The sequence below is a fragment of the Stenotrophomonas sp. STEN031 genome, from assembly GCF_056759975.1.
This window is the reverse complement of sequence record NZ_JBRREA010000067.1, coordinates 1-20,757: the sequence shown is the minus strand read 5'-3', so window position 1 is coordinate 20,757 and position 20,757 is coordinate 1. Positions and strand designations below refer to the sequence as shown.

At 62.9% G+C, this 20,757-nt stretch carries 15 protein-coding genes; 6 read left to right on the top strand and 9 right to left on the bottom strand.

Annotated features, from left to right (window positions below; all coding sequences use genetic code 11):
- Positions 1–155 precede the first annotated feature (155 nt).
- Both ACVOLQ_RS19680 and ACVOLQ_RS19675 read right to left on the bottom strand, forming a co-directional pair.
- Positions 156–2,165: a M13 family metallopeptidase gene (locus tag ACVOLQ_RS19680; RefSeq protein WP_481529040.1), complete on the bottom strand. Its 2,010-nt coding sequence runs from the start codon at positions 2,163–2,165 to the stop codon at positions 156–158.
- Positions 2,166–2,459: 294 nt separating this feature from the next.
- Positions 2,460–4,556, bottom strand: a complete 2,097-nt coding sequence (locus ACVOLQ_RS19675) for a M13 family metallopeptidase (protein ID WP_313173620.1) — start codon at positions 4,554–4,556, stop codon at positions 2,460–2,462.
- A 167-nt stretch (positions 4,557–4,723) separates the two neighbouring features.
- Between ACVOLQ_RS19675 and ACVOLQ_RS19670 the strand changes: the two genes are divergently transcribed.
- Positions 4,724–6,325 carry a phytoene desaturase family protein gene (locus tag ACVOLQ_RS19670; protein ID WP_481529039.1) on the top strand — a complete coding sequence of 534 codons (1,602 nt, stop codon included), beginning with the start codon at positions 4,724–4,726 and terminating at the stop codon, positions 6,323–6,325.
- Between the two features lie 90 nt (positions 6,326–6,415).
- Here ACVOLQ_RS19670 and ACVOLQ_RS19665 read toward each other — a convergent pair whose 3' ends face one another.
- Together ACVOLQ_RS19665 and ACVOLQ_RS19660 are read right to left on the bottom strand one after the other, a co-directional pair.
- On the bottom strand, positions 6,416–9,283 hold the full coding sequence (locus ACVOLQ_RS19665) for a TonB-dependent receptor plug domain-containing protein (protein ID WP_481529038.1): 2,868 nt from the start codon (positions 9,281–9,283) through the stop codon (positions 6,416–6,418).
- A gap of 145 nt (positions 9,284–9,428) precedes the next feature.
- Entirely contained in the window at positions 9,429–11,330 is a 1,902-nt protein-coding gene (locus ACVOLQ_RS19660) for an alpha/beta hydrolase family protein (protein WP_481529037.1), read from the bottom strand.
- 310 nt (positions 11,331–11,640) lie between these two features.
- Here ACVOLQ_RS19660 and apbC point away from each other — a divergent pair, with 310 nt between their 5' ends.
- Together apbC and dcd are read left to right on the top strand one after the other, a co-directional pair.
- Positions 11,641–12,498: an iron-sulfur cluster carrier protein ApbC gene (gene apbC / locus ACVOLQ_RS19655; RefSeq protein ID WP_313494467.1), complete on the top strand. Its 858-nt coding sequence runs from the start codon at positions 11,641–11,643 to the stop codon at positions 12,496–12,498.
- A 172-nt stretch (positions 12,499–12,670) separates the two neighbouring features.
- Positions 12,671–13,243 carry a dCTP deaminase gene (dcd, locus tag ACVOLQ_RS19650; protein WP_313173564.1) on the top strand — a complete coding sequence of 191 codons (573 nt, stop codon included), beginning with the start codon at positions 12,671–12,673 and terminating at the stop codon, positions 13,241–13,243.
- A 72-nt stretch (positions 13,244–13,315) separates the two neighbouring features.
- Here dcd and ACVOLQ_RS19645 read toward each other — a convergent pair whose 3' ends face one another.
- The 3 genes from ACVOLQ_RS19645 to ACVOLQ_RS19635 are packed head-to-tail and all read right to left on the bottom strand — an operon-like array spanning position 13,316 to position 14,593.
- Positions 13,316–13,483, bottom strand: coding sequence for a LiaI-LiaF-like domain-containing protein (locus ACVOLQ_RS19645; protein WP_089153126.1), 168 nt, complete (start codon positions 13,481–13,483; stop codon positions 13,316–13,318).
- 31 nt (positions 13,484–13,514) lie between these two features.
- A complete protein-coding gene (locus tag ACVOLQ_RS19640) occupies positions 13,515–13,937 on the bottom strand; it encodes an HIT family protein (protein ID WP_481529036.1) in 423 nt (140 codons plus the stop codon).
- Positions 13,934–14,593: a dienelactone hydrolase family protein gene (locus ACVOLQ_RS19635; RefSeq protein WP_481529035.1), complete on the bottom strand. Its 660-nt coding sequence runs from the start codon at positions 14,591–14,593 to the stop codon at positions 13,934–13,936. The genes ACVOLQ_RS19640 and ACVOLQ_RS19635 overlap by 4 nt, the downstream gene beginning before the upstream one ends.
- 302 nt (positions 14,594–14,895) lie before the next feature.
- Between ACVOLQ_RS19635 and rimO the strand changes: the two genes are divergently transcribed.
- Positions 14,896–16,257: a 30S ribosomal protein S12 methylthiotransferase RimO gene (gene rimO, locus ACVOLQ_RS19630; RefSeq protein ID WP_313173567.1), complete on the top strand. Its 1,362-nt coding sequence runs from the start codon at positions 14,896–14,898 to the stop codon at positions 16,255–16,257.
- Positions 16,254–17,093: a DUF3025 domain-containing protein gene (locus ACVOLQ_RS19625; RefSeq protein ID WP_481529034.1), complete on the top strand. Its 840-nt coding sequence runs from the start codon at positions 16,254–16,256 to the stop codon at positions 17,091–17,093. The genes rimO and ACVOLQ_RS19625 overlap by 4 nt, the downstream gene beginning before the upstream one ends.
- Here the strand turns inward: ACVOLQ_RS19625 and greB are convergent.
- Positions 17,080–17,580: a transcription elongation factor GreB gene (gene greB, locus ACVOLQ_RS19620; protein ID WP_481529033.1), complete on the bottom strand. Its 501-nt coding sequence runs from the start codon at positions 17,578–17,580 to the stop codon at positions 17,080–17,082. The two genes, ACVOLQ_RS19625 and greB, sit on opposite strands and share 14 nt — an antisense overlap.
- 103 nt (positions 17,581–17,683) lie before the next feature.
- On the opposite strand from greB, the gene ACVOLQ_RS19615 reads away from it, so the two are divergent.
- The gene (locus ACVOLQ_RS19615) at positions 17,684–19,132 is read left to right on the top strand and encodes a rhomboid family intramembrane serine protease (protein WP_481529032.1); all 1,449 of its coding nucleotides are present in this window, start codon (positions 17,684–17,686) and stop codon (positions 19,130–19,132) included.
- 191 nt (positions 19,133–19,323) lie between these two features.
- On the opposite strand, the gene ACVOLQ_RS19610 is transcribed toward ACVOLQ_RS19615, so the two are convergent.
- Complete coding sequence (locus ACVOLQ_RS19610) at positions 19,324–20,589, bottom strand: hypothetical protein (RefSeq protein ID WP_481529031.1); 1,266 nt, start codon at positions 20,587–20,589, stop codon at positions 19,324–19,326.
- Positions 20,590–20,757 lie beyond the last annotated feature (168 nt).

Here is a 20,757-nt window from a genome sequence, read left to right as displayed (position 1 = left end):
CGCGTCCTCCAAAGCAAGACACGATCAGCGCCCCCGCGCCCCGGGCTCGCCGCCCCCCCCCTCCCGCCACCGCAGCGCCCCGCCCCCCCCCCCCACTACGGTAAGAATGCAAAAAGGCGCGGAGTCCGCGCCTTTTTGCTTGCTTCAATACCGCATCAACGCCAGATCCTGATCTGCTCGGCGTCGGTACGCTGCATCGGCTGGCCCGGCTTGCAGCTGAAGCTGGCGCCAAACGCCGGCAGGTTGGACAGCGGTGCATTGCTGCGCCAGCGGCCCGGGGCACGTACGTCGGTACGCAGGCGCTGCAGTGCCTCGTTCGGCGACAGCTGCTGCGCCCACAGGCTGGTCCAGCCCTTGAAGAAGTCCTGCTTGTCGGTCTGCTTGGCATCGGCCTGGGCGGCACTGAATGCCTCCCAGGCGATCTCCATGCCCGACAGGTCGGCCATGTTCTCGTCGCGGGTCAGCTCACCATTGACTTTGGCATCCTTGACGCCCGGGAACGGGTAGGCGCTGTACTGCGCGGCGACACGATTGCCGAGCAGGGTCCAGGCGCTCTTGTCGGCCGGTGTCCACCAGCTGCGTAGTTCGCCCTTGGCATCGATCATCGCGCCCTTGACGTCGATCGCACGGCTGACTTCATGTGCGACCAGGCCGCCGAAGGCACCGAATTTTTCGGCATTGCTGGCGTTGCCGGCAAAAATCGGGCCCTGCAGTGCGGCAGCGGTGACGATCAGGCGGTTCTGGGCGATGTCATAGGCAATGGAAGGCTGCTGCGGCAGCACGTCCCAGCGGCGGTCGGCGTTGCCCTTGCCGATGCGCTTCATTTCCTGGGCATGACGCCAGGTGGAGGCGATCAGGATGTTGCCGCCAAAGCTGCCGCGGCCCATCGGCTGCACGGTGTAGTCCAGGTCGCGCAGCGGGGTGCCGATCTCGATCTTCATCGCGGCCAGCTTGGCCTCGGCCTCGGTCTTGGCCTCGGCGCTGAGCCAACTGCTGCGCTTGACGGCGGCGATCTGTGCCTCGCGGACCTGGTCAACCATGACGCCGGCCTGGCGGCGGGTGTCGCGGTTGAGGTAGGTCGCTGCGTATTCGTGGCCGAGCATTGGGCCGGCGGCCACGTTGATGGCGTCGAGCACGGCATCCGGACGCGACGGCGCGATGATCTGGCCACGCAGCACGCGGCCACGGAACTCGAACTCGGCGTCGCGGTAGGCCTTGGAGAGGTACGGCGCCATCGCGTCACCCACGCGCCAGCGCAGGTAGGCCTTCCACTGATTGGCCGGCAGGCGGCTGACCATGCCATTGAGCTGCTGGAACAGGGAAGGATCGGCCAGTGACACCAGGTCGTCGTTCACACCCTGAGCCTTCAGGAAGGCATCCAGCTGCAGGTTGCGATAGCGGCTGTTCAGGTCTTTGGTGGCGACCGGTGCGTAGTTGTTGAACGGGTTGTTGATGTCGGCCACCGAGTGGGCGCTGCGTGCCAGTTCGGTTTCCAACTGGATGACCAGCGCCGATTCGGCATCGAGCTGTGCGGCCGGGGTGCCGGTCAGCGCCAGGATCTGCTTCACATACCCACGGTAGCGGCCCATCAGCGCGACGGTGTCAGCATCGGTACGGGTGTAGAAGGCCGGGTCCGGCAGGCCGGTGCCGCCCTGCATGAAGTAACCGATGTGGCGGTCCAGCGCCTTCAGGTCCACGTCCGGGGCGAAGTTGAAGGCCACCGGGATGCCGACCTGATGCAGCGCAGCGATCGAGGCCGGGATGTCCTTGGCCTTCTTGATGGCGTTGATGCGGGTCAGCAAGGGAGCGATTGGCTTGGAGCCGTCGGCTTCCACGGCGGCCTCGTCCAGGCCGCTGGCCCAGAAATCGCCGAGCAGCTTCTGCACATTGCCTTGCGGCGCGGTCATTGCGCGATCCAGCAACTGGCGCTGCTGGCTACGGGTGTTGTCCGCCAGGGTGCCGAGGGCGCTGACCGCGCCGGTCTGCGGCACCGGATTGGCCTTCAGCCAGTTGCCGTTGGTGGTTTCGTAGAAGTCCGTACAGGCCGCGCTCACTGCCGGTGCCCGTGCCGCAGGCTTCTTGCGGGCGGCCTGCGCATCGTTGGTGGACAGCACGGTCACCAGGGAGAAGGCCAGGGCCAGGGTAAGTGGGCGAACGTTGGGCATGTGGTGCATATCCGCAGAAGGACAAAGTGGGCGGAGTTTAACAAGCTGGCGGCGGATTGGTGCCGGGGCAGGGCACGGAATTGGGTGCTGCATCAAAACCGGTGGTTGTGGGAGCGGTGTGAGCCGCGAAGCCACTGCGGATGATGCGGCTGGTATGGACTGGTTTGCGTTGATTTCCGGCGTCTTGGGCTTGCTCAGCTTCGCGGCTTACGCCGCTCCCACATTCCTGTTACGCGGGCAAAAAGAAGGCCCGGCATTGCCGGGCCTTCTTCGGTGCTCACTGCGGGGCAGCGGTTACCAGATCACCACCTGCTTGTCGCCGGTGCGGACCATCGGCGAACCGGCCTTGCACTGGAACGCCGCAGCAAAGGTCGGCAGGTTCGACGGCGCACCCATGGCGCGGAACTGCGCCGGGGCATGCGGGTCGGTGGCCAGGCGGACCTTGGCATTCTCAGCGGTGTACTTGGTGCGCCACACGGTGGCCCAGTTGAAGAAGAAGCGCTGGTCGCGGGTGAAACCGTCAACCTTGGCGTCTTCCTTGCCGGCCGACGCCTTCTGCAGGGCGTCGTAGGCGGTCGCCAGGCCACCCAGGTCGGCGATGTTCTCACCGAGGGTCAGCGAGCCGTTGACCTTCTGGTCGCCCACCTTGTACTCGTTGAACTGGTTGACCAGCTTGCCGGTCAGGCCGGAGAAGCCCTTGGCATCGGCCGGGGTCCACCAGTTCTCGAAGTTACCGGTCGGCCCGAAGCGGCTGCCTTGGTCATCGTAACCGTGGGTCATTTCATGGCCGATCACCGCGCCGATGCCGCCGTAGTTCAGCGCGTCGTCGGCGTTCGGGTCGAAGAACGGCGGCTGCAGGATGGCGGCCGGGAACACGATCTCGTTCTGCAGCGGGTTGTAGTAGGCATTGACGGTCTGCGGGGTCATGCCCCACTCGGTCTTGTCCACCGGCTGGCCGATCTTGCCCAGCGCCCACTTGTAGTTGAAGGCGTTGGCGGCGCGCACGTTGCCCAGGTAGTCATCGTGGGTGGTGCTCAGGCCCGACCAGTCACGCCACTTGTCCGGGTAGCCGATCTTCGGGGTAAAGGTTTCCCACTTGGCGATGGCCTTGGCCTTGGTCTCGTCGCTCATCCAGGTCAGGTTCTGGATGCGGTCCTTCAGTGCGTCGGCCAGATTCTTGACCAACACTTCCATCTTGGCCTTGGCTTCCGGCGAGAAGGCAACCTTGACGTACATCTGGCCGAAGGCATCGCCGGCATCGTTCTCGATGGTGCCCAGCACCTGCTTCCAACGCGGCTTGATTTCCTTCTGGCCGTTCAGTTCCTTGCCGTAGAACGCGTAGTTCTCCTGCACGAACTCATTGCTCAGGTACGGTGCGGCACCGTCCACGGTGTGGAAGCGCAGGTAGGCGCGCCACGCGGCCGGGTCGGTATCGGCCAGCATCTTGCTTACTTCCTGGTGGAAGGCGGGCATGGCCAGCGAGAATTTCTCCGGCGCGGTGATGCCCTGGGCCTTGAAGAACTCGGTCCAGCTGAAGTTCGGGGTCAGCTTGTCGGCATCGGCAACGGTGACCGGGTTGTAGTACAGCGAGACGTCGCGCGACAGCTCGACGCTGGACTTGGAGGCCTTGGCCAGGCGGGTCTCGAACTTGATCACCTCCTCGGCCTGCTTGGCGGCGTCGGCCGCGGCCACGCCACTGAGCTCCAGCACCTTGGCCACGTGGGCCTTGTAGGCGTTGAGCTTGTCGGCCTTGCTGGCGTCGGTGTAATAAGTGGTGTCCGGCAGGCCCAGACCGCCCTGGCTGGCGTAGGCCATGTTCATGGTCGAGTTCTTGAAGTCCGCTTCCGGACCGAAACCGAACAGGAAGTTCTCGCCCTTGGCGGCGGTGCTGCGCAGGTAGTCGGCCAGTGCGGCGCTGTCCTGCAGGCCGTCGATGGCGGCCAGGTCGGCCTTCAGCGGGGTGATGCCCAGGCTGTTGATCTTGGCTTCGTCCATGCCCGAGGCCCAGAAGTCACCGACGATCTTCTCGATGCCGGTGGCGTTCTTCATCGCCGCGGCCTGCTCGGCCAGCTGGTGCTGCACGGCCACCGAACGCTCGTCGAGGATGGTGAAGGCGCCCCAGCTGGTGCGGTCGGACGGAATTTCGTTGGCGGTGAGCCACTTGTCATTCACGTAGCCGCCGAAATCGGTACAGGCGTCCTTGCTGGGGTCCAGGTCGGCGGCGGTGAAGGCGTTGTAGGCCGGCAGCTTGGACTCGTCCAGCTTCAGCTCGGTGGCGGCCGGCGCAGCGGCGGTGGCGGCGGGCGGGGACTGCTCTTCCTGCTTGGGGCAACCGGTCAGCGCGGCGGCGACGGCCAGCGACAGCAGGAGAATCTGGGGTTTGCGAACGATCACGGGAAAGGCCTCCAGGCCGATTTCAGAGCATAAGTGAGGCCCCGAAGCCGGGACCGAAGCAGGAAGATACGCCTGAAACCGATGAGGAAAGGGTGTAGAAGGTCATGGTCGCTCCCGGGTCTTTCCTATGGGCGGCAGCCGCTCGCCGGTGCTATACAGCGGGAATGACCAAGACATCAAGCAAGCAGTGGGATGCGATCCTGATCGGCGGCGGCCATAACGGCCTGGTGTGTGCGGCTTATCTGGCCAAGGCCGGCAAGCGCGTGCTGGTGCTTGAGCGGCGATCAGTGGTTGGGGGCGCGGCGGTCACCGAGGAGTTCCATCCCGGGTTCCGCAACTCGGTGGCCTCTTATACGGTGTCGCTGCTGCAGCCCAAGGTGATTGCCGAGCTTGAGCTGGAGCGGCATGGTCTGCGGGTGGTTCCGCGCAAGCTCAACAACTTCCTGCCGCTGGGCAAGGATGACTATCTATTGGCCGGTGGCGGACGCACGGCAGAACAGGTCGCGCGTTTTTCCGCACGCGATGCCGCGCGCCTGCCCGAGTACGAGCAGCGGCTTGAGATTTTTGCCGACGTGTTGCGGGCACAGGCGCTGCAGGCCCCGCCCAATATCAGCGGTAACGGTTGGCTGCGTGCCTTGCCTGAACTTTGGAAGGCAGGGCAACTCGGCCGACAGCTGCAGCGCCTGGATCCGGGCCTGCAGCAGGAGTTGATGGATCTGTTCACCATCTCCGCCGCCGAATACCTGGATCGCTGGTTCGAGAGCGCACCGATCAAGGCCTTGTTTGGCTTCGATGGCATCGTCGGCAACTACGCCAGCCCATATGCGCCGGGTACCGCCTACGTGCTGCTGCATCACGTGTTTGGTGAAAGCAATGGCATCAAAGGTGCCTGGGGGCATGCCATCGGCGGCATGGGCGCGATCACCCAGGCGATGGCGCGTTCGGCGGTCGAAGCCGGTGTTGGGATTCGTACTGATGCAGCGGTCAGCAAGGTGCTGGTCGAGCAGGGGCGGGCGGTTGGTGTTGTGCTTGATGATGGCGAAGTGCTGCGTGGCAAGGCCATCGTTGCAAACGTCAATCCGAAGCTGCTCTACGAGCGACTTTTCGATCCTGCTGATGTTCCGGCGGCTACGTTGGAGCGCATGGCCAACTGGCGCTGCGGCTCCGGAACCTTTCGCATGAATGTGGCGTTGTCAAAGTTGCCGGATTTCAGCGTTTTGCCGGGGCAGGGCGACCATCTGACCGCAGGCATCATCATCGCACCCAGCTTGGACTATATGGATCGTGCGTATCTGGATGCTCGCCAATATGGTTGGTCGCGTGAGCCGATAGTCGAGATGCTGATCCCCAGCACGCTGGATGATTCACTTGCACCGCCAGGACAACACGTCGCCAGCCTGTTCTGTCAGCACGTGGCCCCGCAGCTGCCGGATGGACGCAGCTGGGACGACCATCGCGAAGAAGTCGCGGATCTGATGATCGCTACTGTAGAGAAGCACGCTCCAGGCTTTGCGGACTCAGTCCTGGGCCGGCAGATCATGAGTCCGCTCGACCTGGAGCGCACCTTTGGCCTGATAGGAGGCGATATTTTCCATGGAGCACTGAGCCTCAACCAGTTGTTCAGTGCCCGCCCGATGTTGGGGCAGGCCAACTACCGTGGCGCAATCCCGGGGCTATATCTCTGCGGATCAGGTACCCACCCAGGCGGCGGCGTGACAGGTGCGCCGGGGTTCAATGCGGCCAAAACCTTATTGGCTGAGTGCTGACGGGGACGATTGTGTGACACCAGGAACGATAAACAAAGAGGAGGCGACTTGCGTCGCCTCCTCTTCTTGCAACTCAACTTCAACTGCTTATCAGAACTTGTACTTCAGACGCACGAACGGGGTGCGGCCGTAGTAGTCGTACTGCGTAGCGAACGCAGGCACATTGCCGTAACGCGTGCCGGCGCCGGTCGAGATTGATGGCGGCTTGGCATCGAAGACATTGGCCACGCCAACCAGAATCTGCCAGTCCGACTGGTCGTACGTCATCGACGCAGTATGGTAGTAGCGAGCGTCAGCAGTGATGTCGCGGTAGGAATCAGGACGGCCGAGATAGGTGAACTGTTCCTTCAGGTCCTTGTTCTTGGTTTCGGCGATGTACGAGGTCAGCCAGTTGAAGCTCCAATCGCCACGCTTGAAGGTCAGCCCCAAATTGGCGACCAGATCCGGACGGCCAATGAAGCCCAGCTGGTCCGAATTGCTCAGGCCGCTGGCCTCCGCGCTGTCGAACAACTGCATCACGTCTTCCAGCGTGTAGGTGACCTGCGAATCCACCGTGAACTTGCCGAAACCGAACTCGTGTTCCCAGTTTGCCGTCAAGTCCCAACCACGGGTGCGCTGCTTGTTGATGTTGATGTACTGCGCATGCACTTCGGTGATCCGGAAAGGTTCATTCGGATCAGTCGAAGGGTTACGGCTCATCAGGTCGCAGAACTTGTTCGGGAACGACGTGGACCCGTAGCAGCCACCGACGATGTCGCTCGCATCCAGCGAGGCAATCTGGTCATTGACTTCATAGTCGAAGTAGTCGATTGCCACATTCAGATTTGCAAACGATGGCGTGAAGACCAGGCCGACGCTCTTGGCACGCGAGGTTTCCGGCTTCAGTTGGCCTGCGCCACCACTGGTGTAAATCGTTGCGCTGGAGCCATTGCCTGCGTAGTCGGGAGCAATACCCAAGGAGCCGCAGTTTGCCGCCAATTGGTCATTGCTCTTTTCACCCCAGCGGATGCACGGGTCGATCGCCGTCTGTTGCTGGAACCCGGTCTGGTTTCCAAGGTACAGCTCATACAGGCCCGGGGCGCGATACGAGGTGCCCAAGGTGCCGCGAACACGGAGCGCGGAATTGATCTGCCAGCTGAGGCCGACCTTCCACACGCTGTCCGACCCATCGACCGAGTCGTACTGGAACATACGACCGGAAGCATTGGCAGTCAGCGACTCGATGCCCGTGATGCCCTTGAGCAGCGGCACCTCGAGTTCCACGAACGCTTCCTTGACCTTGTCATTGCCCTTGGTGACATCGGCGCTGGAGGAGCCCCAGATGAAGCCATCGCGCGAGACCTGGCTCGGTTGATCGTCAATCTTGTAATAGCGGTACTCCAGGCCGGCAGCCATTCCCACAGCACCTGCTGGCAGGTCGAACAATTCACCGCTGAAAACGGCATTGACGGTAGCCTGGTCAAAGGTGGTCTTGCCTGTGTGCCAGATGCCGAGGATGTCAACCAGCTCATCAACCTTGGCGCCACTCAGATAGCCTGGGTCGAAGAAATTCCCGGCGGGCGTACCACTATCTTCATAGCTGAGGTCGCCAGTCAGGCGAGTGTCAATGCCCAGGTTGCGATAGGTGCCGCTGGAGCGGCTGTAGTTCGCATTGACTTCCCAGCCCCAGGAATCTGTACCGGCAAACAGACCATCCAGCTTGTTGGCCAGGTAGTAATAGTCCACCTGGACCTGGGTGATGGATTTGAACGGCATGACGGGCTGGGCCATTCCGTTCACGGTGCCCGGTGCTTCCAGGATGGGGAAGAACTGACGCCAGCTGAAGTTCTCGGTGTCGCGCTGGTTGTAGAGGAACTGGCTCCTCCAATTGAACGAATCGAAGCCGAAATCAGCGGCCAAGTAAGCGGATTTACGCTCCTGGCGGTTGATGATGTGGGCTTCACCCCAACGATTGAAGTTGGATGGGATCTGCGTATAGGCCTGGGTGCTGCCGTTTGCGTAAGTCTTGTCCTGTCTTGGAGCATAGCCAGCGAACGGACCGTTTGTGCTGCCGTTTGCGGTAGGTACCCAAACCTTCGCGGTGCCGTATTCCGCAATGTAATTGTGTTGCAGGTTGAGACAGAACGGGCGCGGGCCGTAGATCGAGGCATCGGTGCGGTCAATACGGTTGCCGTCCGCATCCGTGACCCGATCTTCCGAGCAGTTGAGGAAGTCTCGCTCACCGCGGGTCAGTTCGTTATGGCGGTACCACTCGACGGCGGCGACGACGCTGCCCTTATCGAAGTTCCAGCCGTTGGCCAGCGAGGCGGCAAATACTTCGCCACCACCGTGCTGTGGGATGCGCGAGGTGACGGTCAGTTCAGGGCGCTCGAAATTCTTCTTGGTGATCAGGTTGACCACGCCAGCGACCGCGTCGGAGCCGTAGATCGAAGACGAACCGTCTTTCACAATCTCAGCGCGCTGCAGAATGGCAGTCGGGATGACGTTCAGGTCGAACGCGCCCACTGCACCACGGGTGCCTGCCGGGCCGGGACGCTGGCCGTCGAGCAGCACCAGGGTGCGATTGGCGCCAAGTCCACGCAGCGAGAAGGTCTGGACGCCAGTACCGCCATCAACCACGAAGCCACCAAACTGGTGGGTGATCTGCGTTTCGGCAGCGCCGATGGCGGACTTCTGCAGGAATTCGCCAACGTTGACCTGGCCTTGTGCCGTGTTGGTCTCGGTCTCGATGGTGAAGACGGGGGAAATAGTGTCGTAGTCAGCGCGGCGAAGCAGAGAGCCGGTGACGGTTACCTTGTCAAGGTCAGTTGCTCCGGCGTTCGTCTGCTGCTGACTTGACTTGTCGCTCTCGGAAGTAGTGGCTTCCTGTGCGAAGGCGGGAGCCGCCTGGAGGCAGGCCAGAACCGCAAGTGTCAGAGGCAGGCGAATTGGCGAAGTGTGTCCATTTGCTTTGCGCATGCTGCTTTTTCCCCGTCTTGTTATGTTTCGGTTAACCGAGTCTAGGTAGCAAGTAATGTAAATGCAAGGTGAATATCAAACATTTGTAACTATTTTTGTTGCAGGCCCATTCAGCCCTTCGCGAGGCGAAGGGCTGGGGAGGGGGTCAAAGCCCGTTCGGGCCGCAATCGCTGCGCAGGAAGCTCTCCATCAGCGGAAGCGTTGCCTGGTAGTGCCGGGGGTACCACGGCATGCTGTGGGGCATGTCCGGGATCAATTCGAACTTGGCTGCTACCTTGCCTTGGACCGCGTTGTAGAAGCCGCGGGCATGGAAGGCGGGTGTGCGTACATCGCGGTCACCCACGTAGAGCAGTACGGGGATGTTGGCGTTGGCGGTGTGCTGCATTGGGTCCATGCCCTTGACCGTCTGTCCCTGGAGGATGCGCTGGAGGCGGTTTTCGCTCCAGGACACGCCAAGGCGAGCCAGGTCGGTCACCGGGGCGCCTGCAATGGCGCACTGGAACGGTGAAGGACTGCGAACTGTGGCTGCTGCGGCGGCAAAACCGCCATAGGAGTAGCCAAAGATGGCAATGCGGTCCTTTGCTGCAATGCCCTGGGAAACCAGCCAGGCGGCAGCATCATCGTTGTCATCCTGCATGGTCAGGCCCCACTGCTTGTCGCCTGCAATCCAGTGGTCGCGGCCGAAGCCGGTGCTGCCACGGTACTGTGGGCGGACTACCGCGTAGCCGCGGGACGTGAAGTACGGGACCCAGCCGGATACGTCCCAGCCTGTGTAATCACGTGCCCACGGACCGCCGTGCGGGTGCACGAGGGCCGGCAGGGTGGCATCCCCCTCCTTCCAGCCTGCTGGCAGGTCAAGAATCGCCGGGATCTTGCGGCCGTCGCGCGCTGTGTAGGTGATCCAGCGTTGTTCGCCGATCTGATTGCTGTCGATCCAGGGGCGTTCGCTACCCAATTGGGTCACGTTCTTCTTGTCTGTAAGGACAAAGTAGGAGGTCGGTTTGCTTGCGCTGCTGGTGGTGTAGAGCACCCTGGACAGGTCGTCGTTATAGCCTGTGATGCTGACGTACTGCCCTGGGTAGGCCTGCTTCAGGCTGTCGCTCAGTGCCTTCATCTGTGGGTCGACGTAAATGGCCTCGCGGCGCGGGCCGTCTACGTAGAAGCCGAGAACCTGATTGAAGTTGCTTGGGCGTGTGCCCAGGATCAGGTTGCCGATTGGGTACTCGGGGTGAGCTGCCAGCGGTTCCTTGTCAAAGGCTTTGGTCGCAGGGTCGTACTGCCATGCCTGGACCTGATCGGAGAACTTGTCAGTCAGGATGTAGAGCTTGCCCGTAGCGTCATCGATACCGGCCACTTCCATGGTGTAGCGGTCGCTGAGCTTGGTGGTAAGGGCATCGTGCTTGTCGAATTGCCCGTTGCCCTTGTTCTTGATCAGGATCTGCTGTTCGTAATCGTTCGACCCAAGGGGTTCGATCTGGCTGCGGGTAAGCAGTTCGCCGTTCCGTGGATGGAAGAGGCCCGGTGCGGAACGTGTGCCGCCACGGAACAGTAGTTCGGTCTTTCCGGTGACGAGGTTGAAAAGATAGTAATTTGCCGACAAGGTCAACTCATTCATCTGCGAGATGATGACTTTGTCAGGATCAAGCGGAAGCGAGTGGACCAGCGAAGCAGAGCCGGCCAATTCCAGGCAGCGCTGTGTCTGCTCGCTGACGCCGAGCTTGCGGGTGTTGTCGGCGAACGCTTCGTCGAACTTCGTTTGGCTTGGGTCTGTCAGATAGGCTTTGGTCAGGAAGGTCTTGGTGGCGCCAGTGGAGTTGCCCTCGCCACAGCCTGACAACTGGCCGGTGAATTCCTGACGGCCAATGACCAGTGTCTTTCCTGCCTTGAGTGCGCTGGCGGCGATGAACTTCATTCGATCACCCGAAGGGGTGATGGAAGTGGGGCCGCTGCCCAGCTTGTCCATGTCCCAGTTGGCCAGTGCGGTATCGCCATTGTTGCTGCCTGGCGCGGCGATGATGGCGACGAGCCTTTTGCCATCCGCGCTCATTGTCACGGACTGAATGGCCGGGATCTTCGCAAAGCTCTCCGTCGGTAAGGGGGTTGGGGCGGCCTGGGTGGTTGTCGCAGCCAGAACAATGCTGGCTGCGAGGGCAAACTTGGCGCACTTGAGTTGTTTCATCGATGTGACGTCCTTGGCTGTGGCTTATGTGCCGAGTCGTGGCACATTTGCGTCGAAGATGAATGAATGCTGTATTTTCGTCAATGCTGTGGCTTGTTTTTACGTGGGGGTCTTTGATTTTTCTCGCGAAAGTCGGGTGTGGCACTATCTCGGCCAACTCTTTTGAATTCTTCACGTCATGCAGCTTTACGATCAGTCCCGCCCAGCCACTCATCGTGTGCAAAAGGGGCTCTCCCCCCATCCGCGTATCCGCAATGTGATTGCGGTCGGTTCGGGCAAGGGCGGGGTGGGCAAGTCCACCACGGCGGTGAATCTGGCCTTGGCGCTGAAAGCGCTGGGCGCCAGGGTTGGTGTGCTGGACGCCGATATCTACGGCCCCAGCGTGCCGGCCATGCTGGGCCTGAGCGGGCGGCCGGAGAGCCCGGACAACAAGTCCATCGAGCCGCTGCGGGCATTCGGGGTCGAGGCAATGTCGATCGGTTTCCTGATCGAGCCGGACTCCCCGATGATCTGGCGCGGTCCGATGGCCACTTCCGCGTTGACCCAGCTGTTCAACGACACGTTGTGGGGTGACCTGGACTTCCTGCTGATCGATCTGCCGCCGGGTACCGGTGACATCCAGCTGACGCTGTCGCAGAAGATCCCGGTGGCCGGCGCGGTGATCGTTACCACGCCGCAGGACATTGCCACGCTGGATGCGCGCAAGGCTTTGAATATGTTCGAAAAAGTCGAGGTGCCGGTGCTGGGTATCGTCGAGAACATGGCCATGCATACCTGCAGCAGCTGCGGTCATGTCGAGCATCTGTTTGGCGAAGGTGGCGGCCAGCGCATGGCCGAGCAGTACGGGGTGCCGTTGTTGGGCTCGCTGCCGCTGGACATCGGCATCCGCGAGCAGGGTGATGTGGGTGCGCCTATCGTGGTTGCGCAGCCCGATTCGGCCGCGGCGAAGGCCTATATGGCGGCGGCGCAGCGGATGGCGGAAGAATTGGCCAAGCGCCCACGCGCCAGCATTCCGATCCTGTCCTCGTTGATCTGAGGCAGTCGCCAGCTGGGTAGCAAGCAAGGCCCGCTCAGCGGGCCTTGCCTTATATAGAGTGTGCAGAAATTGCTGGCAGGCGATTGCTTGCCGGCTCCTGGCCGGCTCTAGGCTAGAATCGACCACCCCCGGCCGCAGGCATGCTGCGGCACAACGTGAACAGGATCACTGAATGAGCATCAAGAGCGACCGTTGGATCCGCCAAATGTCCGAACAGCAGGGCATGATCGCGCCGTACGAAGCCGGCCAGGTCAAGCAGGTGGATGGCCAGCGCATCGTCAGTTACGGCACCTCCAGCTATGGCTACGACGTGCGTTGCTCGCGTGAGTTCAAGGTGTTCACCAACATCAACTCGACCATTGTCGACCCCAAGCACTTCGACCCGAAGAGCTTTGTCGATATCGAGGCCGATGAATGCATCATCCCGCCGAACTCCTTTGCGCTGGCGCGCACGGTGGAGTTCTTCCGCATCCCGCGTGACACCCTGGTGGTGTGCCTGGGCAAGAGCACCTATGCGCGCTGCGGCATCATCGTCAACGTGACCCCGCTGGAGCCGGAATGGGAAGGCCACGTGACGCTGGAGTTCTCCAACACCACGCCGCTGCCGGCACGTATCTATGCCAACGAGGGCGTGGCGCAGATGCTGTTCTTCCAGGCTGACAAGGACGACATCTGCGAGACCTCGTACAAGGATCGTGGTGGCAAGTACCAGGGCCAGACCGGCGTCACCCTGCCGCGCACCTGAGTGCGGCCTGGGCTGAAATGAAAAAGGCGCCGTCAGGCGCCTTTTTCTTTGTGCAGGATCCGGCGGTGTGGCTTATTTGCCGCGTCCGAACAACATGCCGATACCGACAGCCACCAGGATGGCAGGCCACCAGGTGGCGAGCATGCTGCCGATGTTGCCGTTGATCCAGCCGAGGTTCTTGGCCAGGAAGAACAGGCCAACGATGATCAGGATCAGGGCGGCGATCAGATTGGAGCGCATCGGCTTGCGGAGTCCGTAAGGAAGAAGGTGCTTATCGTAGCCGTTGGCGCCAGATTTCGACACGTTGGGCCAGCACCTCCGGATCGAAACGCTGTGCCTTGCCGCTGCCCCAGACCGGGCCCGGCCAGGCGGCGTCGTTCTCGTTGCGGCCGATCAGATGCACGTGCAGCTGGCGCACGATGTTGCCGAGCGCACCGATGTTGATCTTGCTGACATTGGGCTTGTGCTTGAGGTGCTGGGAGATCTGGTTGATCTCGGCCAGCAGCAGGCGTTGCTGGGCACCGTCCAGGTCGATCCACTCGCTGGCATTGGGCACGCGCGGTACCAGCACGATCCAAGGAAAGCGGTCGTCGTTCATCAAGCGGATCTGCGACAGGGGGCCATCGGCAATCAGCACGCTGTCGGCGGCAAGGCGGGTGTCAAGTACGAAATCGGACGTCACAGCTTCGGTCATCGCAGGTTCTCGCTGAAGAAGGCCAAGGTGCGTTCGCGCGCCAGGTCGGCGCTGGCTGGGTGGTAGTGCATGCCGACCTCGCGGTTGAAGGCGTGGTCGGCTGGATAGACATATACAGGCAAGTCGGGTTGTTTTTCACGGTGCGCTGCAACGGCGGCGGCCGGGATCGAGGCGTCCTGGTCGCCAAAGTGGAAGATGGCCGGGGCTTTGAACGCTGTGTCCAGGAACGGCACGTTGCGCGCGCCGTAGTAGCTGGCCGATGGCAGGCCCAGCCGTTGCGCGGCCAGCATGGCGATGGTGCCGCCCCAGCAATAGCCGACCGTGCCGACCTTGCCGTAGGGCGCCAATGCCGCAGCGGCGGCTTCGACCACGGTTACCGCGCGGTCCACGCCCAGCTCGTCGACCAGCGCCTTGCCGCGGCTGACGCCGTCCGCGTCATAGTCCAACTGCAGGTCCGGCTCGATCAGATCAAAAAAGGATGGCGCCAGCACCCCATAGCCCTCGGCGGCGTACTGCTCGGCGACATGGCGGATGTGCGCGTTGGCGCCGAAGATTTCCTGTATGACCACCAGGCCGGCGCGTGGGCTGCCGGAGGGCAGGGCCTGCCAGGCGCGGACCGGGCCGAGTGGGGTGGGGAGGGTGATCCACTGAGACATGAGGGGCTCCGGGGTAAGGGGCGAAAGGCGGAGTTCCTTCTCCCGCCTGCGGGAGAAGGTGCCCCGAAGGGGCGGATGAGGGGAGCTTTTAGAGCGGGGTCTGCTTGCTAGAAGCTTCCCCTCACCCCAACCCCTCTCCCGCTCGCGGGAGAGGGGCTCTAGTCAGTCATTCCCGCAATGAGACTGATTATCAGCTCTCCTGCGTATTAAGCCAGCCGCAGGGCGTCGCGGCCGTGGCCCGGTATACTGCCCGGCTTTCCGGCCCTGCTGCCATTCCGGCCCGGCCCCAGGATTTCCAGATCATGTCCCAGCTGAACCCCAAAGTCGGCTTCGTCAGCCTTGGCTGCCCGAAGGCCCTAGTCGATTCCGAGCGCATCCTCACCCAGCTGCGGGTGGAGGGCTATAGCATCGTGCCGTCCTACGACTCGGCCGACGTGGTGGTGGTCAATACCTGTGGCTTCATCGACTCGGCCGTGGCCGAATCGCTGGACGCGATTGGCGAGGCGATGAACGAGAACGGCAAGGTCATCGTCACCGGCTGCCTGGGCAAGAAGGGCGACATGATCCGCGAGCATTACCCGGACGTGCTGTCAGTGTCCGGTCCGCAGGACTACACCACGGTGATGGAGGCGGTGCATGCCGCGCTGCCGCCCAAGCACGATCCGTTCGTCGACCTGGTGCCGGACTACGGCATCAAGTTGACCCCGCGTCACTACGCCTATCTGAAGATTTCCGAAGGCTGCAACCACCGTTGCAGCTTCTGCATCATTCCCTCGATGCGTGGCGACCTGGTGTCGCGCCCGGTCGACGAGGTGCTGCGTGAGGCCGAACGTCTGGTCAAGGGCGGCGTGCGCGAGCTGCTGGTGGTGTCGCAGGACACCTCGGCCTATGGCGTGGACCGCAAGTACGCGCCGGGAACCTGGCGCGGCAAGGAGTACGCCACCCGCATGAAGGCGCTGTGCGAAGGCCTGTCCGAGCTCGATGCCTGGACCCGCCTGCACTACGTCTATCCGTACCCGCACGTCGACGACGTGGTGCCGCTGATGGCCGAGGGCAAGATCCTGCCGTACCTGGATATTCCGTTCCAGCACGCCAGCCCGCGCATCCTCAAGCTGATGAAGCGCCCGGGTGCGGTCGACAAGACCCTGGAGCGGGTGTTGCGCTGGCGTGAGATCGCGCCGGACATCACCGTGCGTTCCACTTTCATCGTCGGCTTCCCGGGCGAGACCGATGCCGAGTTTGAGCAGCTGCTGGACTTCCTCGATACCGCACAGCTCGACCGCGTCGGCGCCTTCGCCTACTCGCCGGTGGAAGGTGCTACCGCCAACCAGCTGCCGGACCCGGTACCGGAAGAAGTGAAGCAGGAGCGACTGGCCCGTTTCATGGAAAAGCAGGCCGCCATTTCCGCAGCCAAGCTCGAAGCCAAGATCGGCAGCGTGCAGCAGTGTCTGGTTGATGGCATCGAGGACGGCATCGCCGTGGCTCGCTCCAAGGCCGATGCGCCGGAGATCGACGGTCTGGTGCATATCCAGAATGCCGATGAGGCCAAGCTGCGGGTCGGTGACTTCGTCAACGTCGAGATCACCGACAGCGACGAGCACGATCTGTTCGGTGATGCGCTCATCGAAGCCAAGGCTGCGCCGTTCGACCTCAAGGTGCTGTGACCACAGCGCCGGCCGCAAGCGATGCCGGCGTGGGCCGGCGTCGTTTTATAGCGCCATTGCGCGGCCAGGTGGATCCGCGCTGCTTTGATCATCCGCTGTTCGCGGATTTCCACGGTTTTGAAGCAATGATGCATTCGGTCGATTGGCCGGGCATCGATGCGTTGAATGCGCTGTTGCCCGTGCAGGGCAAGCGCTTCGTGACCCAGGACGACGCGCTGCTGGATGACGGCTTGCACTACGAACAGCGTATTGCGCAGGGCCGTATCGCCACCCGCGCGCAGAACTGGCATGACTTGTTCAACGCGCTGGTGTGGGCACGCCACCCCGTGATCAAACGCGCACTCAATGCGCAGCAGTGCCGGCATATCGCAGTGATGGGGGCAAACCAGCGCAATCGCGCGCAGGCGGCGTTGACCCAGTTCGATGAAACCGGGCTGATCGTGCGTGTCCGCGATGCAGGCTTGCTGGCGGCATGGGATCGACATGACTGGTCAGCACTGTTCGATCCGGATGGGTGGTGCGAAGGCGATATCGCGGTCTGCGCAGTGATTGGCCATGCGCTGATGGAGCAGGCCTTGCTGCCCGATCGATTGCTGGTCGGGAAGTGCCTGGTTGTCGTTGGCGATGACGAAGTGGCTTGCGTCGCAGCAGTGGCTGCGGCCATCGAAGGCGATGCCGTGCTTGTGGATCCTGCCGAGTTGCGGCCGCTGCCGCTGGCCGGCATCCCCCATTGGCATGCGACTCAAGATGCGGCCTTTTATCAATTGACCGACTACTTTCGCCCGCTACGCGAAGGGCGGGTTTATCCGCCGCCGCTCAGGCTCAGCCGTAGCTGACGTCGAGGATCGCGAAGCGGGTCAGGCCGCCGGGCAGCTCCACAGCGAATTCGTCATCGATGCGCTTCTTGAGCAGCGCCCGTGCCAGCGGCGAATCGATGCTGATCCAGCCCGCTGGCGCATCGGTTTCGTCGGGACCGACGATCCGGTAGATGACGGTCTGTCCGGAGTCGACGTTCTCCAGCTCCACTGTCGCGCCGAAGAACACGGCTTCCGGGTCGCTGGGCGTGGTGTCGACCACACGCAGGGCTTCCAGCCGCTTGCTGAGGTAGCGCACGCGGCGGTCGATCTCGCCCAGCTGCTTCTTGCGGTAGGTGTACTCGGCGTTCTCCGAACGGTCGCCTTCAGCGGCGGCGGCCGCCAGCGCCTTGACCACTTCCGGCCGACGCTGCCGCCACAGTTCATCCAGCTCGGCCTTGAGCCGGGTATGGCCCTGGGCGGTGATCAGGGCGGTGCTTTTTTCTGCAGGGGGACGCCAGCGGCTCATTGCGGTCATGCATTGCGTGGATGCGGGCATGGTAGCCGGGCTTGCTTGCGCAAGGCCAATCGATGCCCGAAGCTTCGCGTTCTCTGACAAGGAAGTTCGGTCGATGTTGATCCTGCCGCTGCACAAGCCACTCAACCTGAGCACGCTGCCCGTGGTGACCGTGTTGCTGGTGCTGGTCAATATCTATGTGTTCTTTGCCTGGCAGGCCGGCGACGAAGAAAAGGTACAGGCGACGCAGGCCTGGTACCAGCAGTCGGGACTGGCGGAGTACGAAGTGCCAGCGTATGAAAAACACCTGCGTCTGGGTGCACAAAGCGAAGCGCTGGCCGAACTGCAGTCCGTTCCTGTGGCACAGCGGGGCGGTTACGTTGGCATGGCGACTTTGAGCGATGTCGCGTTCCAGCGAGCGCTGGAGAACGGTGGCCTGTTCGAGTCGGAAGACGAGCAGGCGGCTTGGGCGCCGTTGCGCCGCGCGTATCAGGCGCAGCTGGACCAGGTATTCACCCTGCGGCATATCCTGCGCAGTTCGGAGTGGTCGCCGAAGCGACTGCTGTCGGCGGCGTTCCTGCACGGCAGCGTGATGCACCTGCTGGGGAACATGCTGTTCCTGGTCGTGTTGGGGCTGTTGCTGGAAGGTGCACTTGGCGCCTGGCGTTTCCTCGGGCTGTATCTGCTGGGGGCGGTCGGCTCCAGTGTCGCCAGCGTGTTGTGGCGTTGGGGCGAGGTGGGGGGCGGATTGGGGGCGTCTGGCGCGATCGCGGCCGTGATGGGGGCCTTCTGCGTGGTATGGGGAATGCGGCCGGTGCGCTTCTTCTATTGGTTCGGGGTAATCTTCAACTATGTGCGCGCGCCGGCGATCTGGCTGTTGCCGCTGTGGCTTGGTTGGGAAGTGTTCAACCTGCTGACCAATGACGAAGCCGGAATCGGCTTTGATGCCCACGCCGGCGGTTTGATCTGCGGTGCGCTGCTGGGTGCCGTCCTGGTGTTGACCCGGCAGACCCGCGAAGCGTTCATGGCCGACGAGGTCGAAGCGTCGGCAAGCGATCAACGTTGGGAACAGGCACAGCAATACATGGGACGCCTGGAGAATGCCGCGGCCGAGCGCGTGCTGGCTGAGCTGGCCGCCGAGCAACCGCAGCGGTTGGATGTTGCACTGGCGCGTTATCGCGTGGCGGCCAACGCCGGCAGGTTGGACGATCAGCGCGTGCGCGCAGCGGACGTGCTGCGGCTGGATGCTGATGATGCGAACAGCTTGGCCGCGCAACGGGGCATCGTGCAGCAGCTGCTGCACGAGGGTGTCGTCGCCGAACTGGCGCAACCTGCGTTCGAGCGCTGCCTCAAGGCCGGCTGGCTGCAGGAAGCGGAAGCAGTATGGGAACAGGCGACGCAGTTATCCGGTGAGGCGCAGGCGCAGGGGTGGCTCCGGCTGGCCTTGCGACACGGCGAGGCCCATGCGCATGCGCAGCGCCGCCGCCTGCTGGAATTGCTGCAACAGCGGTTTGGCAGCACGCCGCAGGCCGGCAAGGCGCGTTTCCTGCTGGAGAACGACTGAAGGGAGTGCCGCATCAGCTTCAAGGCGAGCAAGGTCGGTCTGCTGGTACCACTCCGTAGCCCGGGTAAGCGCAGCGCACCCGGGGCTGCTGCCGCACGAACGGAGATCCGCCCAGATATCCTTGCTTCCCGGGTGCGCTGCGCTTACCCGAGCTACGTTGGCTGTGCGGCGGTGCTCGCAAGCGTGCTGCGTCAGGCCGGACTGACCTGCAAGGCCTGCCTGGCGGCCTCGAGCTTGCGGCGCTGCTCCTCGTCTTCGCAGCGTTGCAGCGCCTCGTCGATCAGTTGCAGTGCCTCGGCGTCGCGGTTGTAGCGTTCGCCCAGCAGCAGGGCGGCCTGCAAGGCCCATTGCGCTGCTTCCGGCGCACGCGGCCACGCCTTGAACATGGCCCGCAAGGTATCCATCTGCAGTTGCAGCTGCCCGCCGAGGCGCGCGCGTTCGGCCAGTTGTGCGGCCTGCTGCGGATCGGCCGGGGTAAAGTCCGGGTCGACTTCGAGCATGTCGCGCAGCACGTTCATCGCCTCGCGTTCCTGCTTTTCGATCAGAAGACGGTTGATGTACTGGCGGGCATGGTCGCGCAATGCATCCGATGCGCCCTTGCGTCGAAGCAGGCGCTGGTACAACTCGTGCACCGGCAGACTCACCGCGCGTGAGCGCACCGAGCCACGCAGGGCATCCAGGGCGGCATCGAGTTGGCCTTCGCGGACGAAGTGCTCGGCCTCATCCAGCAGCCGCTGGTCCGGGTCATGCCGCGCCAGGGTGTCGTAAGCACCTTCCGGTTCGAAACCCAGCGCCTCGTGGTATTGGTAGACCAGATAGCCGAGCAGGTGGAAGGCGCTGAACAGGCCCCAGATACTGAAGAAATTGAGTACCAGCTCGCCGACAACGGGCGGCATGAACGTGTGCAGCCATTGGCCGGCAGTCAAGGCGCTGGCCTGGATGACGAACAGCAGCAGGAAGGCCGCCAGGTAAGGCCAGCCGATGCGGAAGGCGATGGTGATCGAGGTGGCCGGATTGGCGGCGTGGCGCAGGCTGCCATCCATCGCCAGCGAGATCACGCAGCCCGGCTGCAGCAGGACCACCGCACCCAGTGTCAGCAAGCCGATCACCGGGCCAGTGAAGATCGCCACCGCCACCACGAAAATGCCCATGAGTATCATCAGCCCCAGCAGCCGGATGACGGTGCCATCGCTGCTGCTGAGGGTGTTCTCCGGGGAGGTCATGCGGCCGTTGGCGGTTTCGCGCAGCACCTCGAAGGCGTAACGGTAGATCGCCACCCAGGTGATGATGCCCAGCAGCCAGCCAATCGCCGGCAACCAGGTCAGCAGGGTGCACAAGGTGAGCGCGATCAGCGAATACAGCGCCGGCCCGCGCACAGGATAGAGCGTGATTGCAGGCAGTCGCTGCCAGAACGGTTGTGGACGTTGCGCGCTCGCGCCGCGTTTGCGGTCTTCCATGACATCCCCCTGGGTCAGGCAATGATTGTGGCCGTAGCGGGGGGGGGGGCGGGCATTGGGGCGGGGGTGGGGGTGGGGGGGGGGCCGCATGGCCGGCCCGCGTTGTGGGTGGGGGGTGCAGACCCGGCATATCTCCCATGACCGAGGCGGCTCCTGTGGTTGGCGATT

Excerpts from the sequence above, each read along its gene's own strand:
- ACVOLQ_RS19680 (WP_481529040.1), bottom strand. The coding sequence starts at position 2,165 with ATGCCCAACGTTCGCCCACTTACCCTGGCCCTGGCCTTCTCCCTGGTG.
- ACVOLQ_RS19670 (WP_481529039.1), top strand. The coding sequence starts at position 4,724 with ATGACCAAGACATCAAGCAAGCAGTGGGATGCGATCCTGATCGGCGGC.
- ACVOLQ_RS19665 (WP_481529038.1), bottom strand. The coding sequence starts at position 9,283 with ATGCGCAAAGCAAATGGACACACTTCGCCAATTCGCCTGCCTCTGACA.
- ACVOLQ_RS19660 (WP_481529037.1), bottom strand. The coding sequence starts at position 11,330 with ATGAGCGCGGATGGCAAAAGGCTCGTCGCCATCATCGCCGCGCCAGGC.
- apbC (WP_313494467.1), top strand. The coding sequence starts at position 11,641 with ATGCAGCTTTACGATCAGTCCCGCCCAGCCACTCATCGTGTGCAAAAG.
- dcd (WP_313173564.1), top strand. The coding sequence starts at position 12,671 with ATGAGCATCAAGAGCGACCGTTGGATCCGCCAAATGTCCGAACAGCAG.
- ACVOLQ_RS19645 (WP_089153126.1), bottom strand. The coding sequence starts at position 13,483 with ATGCGCTCCAATCTGATCGCCGCCCTGATCCTGATCATCGTTGGCCTG.
- ACVOLQ_RS19640 (WP_481529036.1), bottom strand. The coding sequence starts at position 13,937 with ATGACCGAAGCTGTGACGTCCGATTTCGTACTTGACACCCGCCTTGCC.
- ACVOLQ_RS19635 (WP_481529035.1), bottom strand. The coding sequence starts at position 14,593 with ATGTCTCAGTGGATCACCCTCCCCACCCCACTCGGCCCGGTCCGCGCC.
- rimO (WP_313173567.1), top strand. The coding sequence starts at position 14,896 with ATGTCCCAGCTGAACCCCAAAGTCGGCTTCGTCAGCCTTGGCTGCCCG.
- greB (WP_481529033.1), bottom strand. The coding sequence starts at position 17,580 with ATGAGCCGCTGGCGTCCCCCTGCAGAAAAAAGCACCGCCCTGATCACC.
- ACVOLQ_RS19615 (WP_481529032.1), top strand. The coding sequence starts at position 17,684 with ATGTTGATCCTGCCGCTGCACAAGCCACTCAACCTGAGCACGCTGCCC.
- ACVOLQ_RS19610 (WP_481529031.1), bottom strand. The coding sequence starts at position 20,589 with ATGGAAGACCGCAAACGCGGCGCGAGCGCGCAACGTCCACAACCGTTC.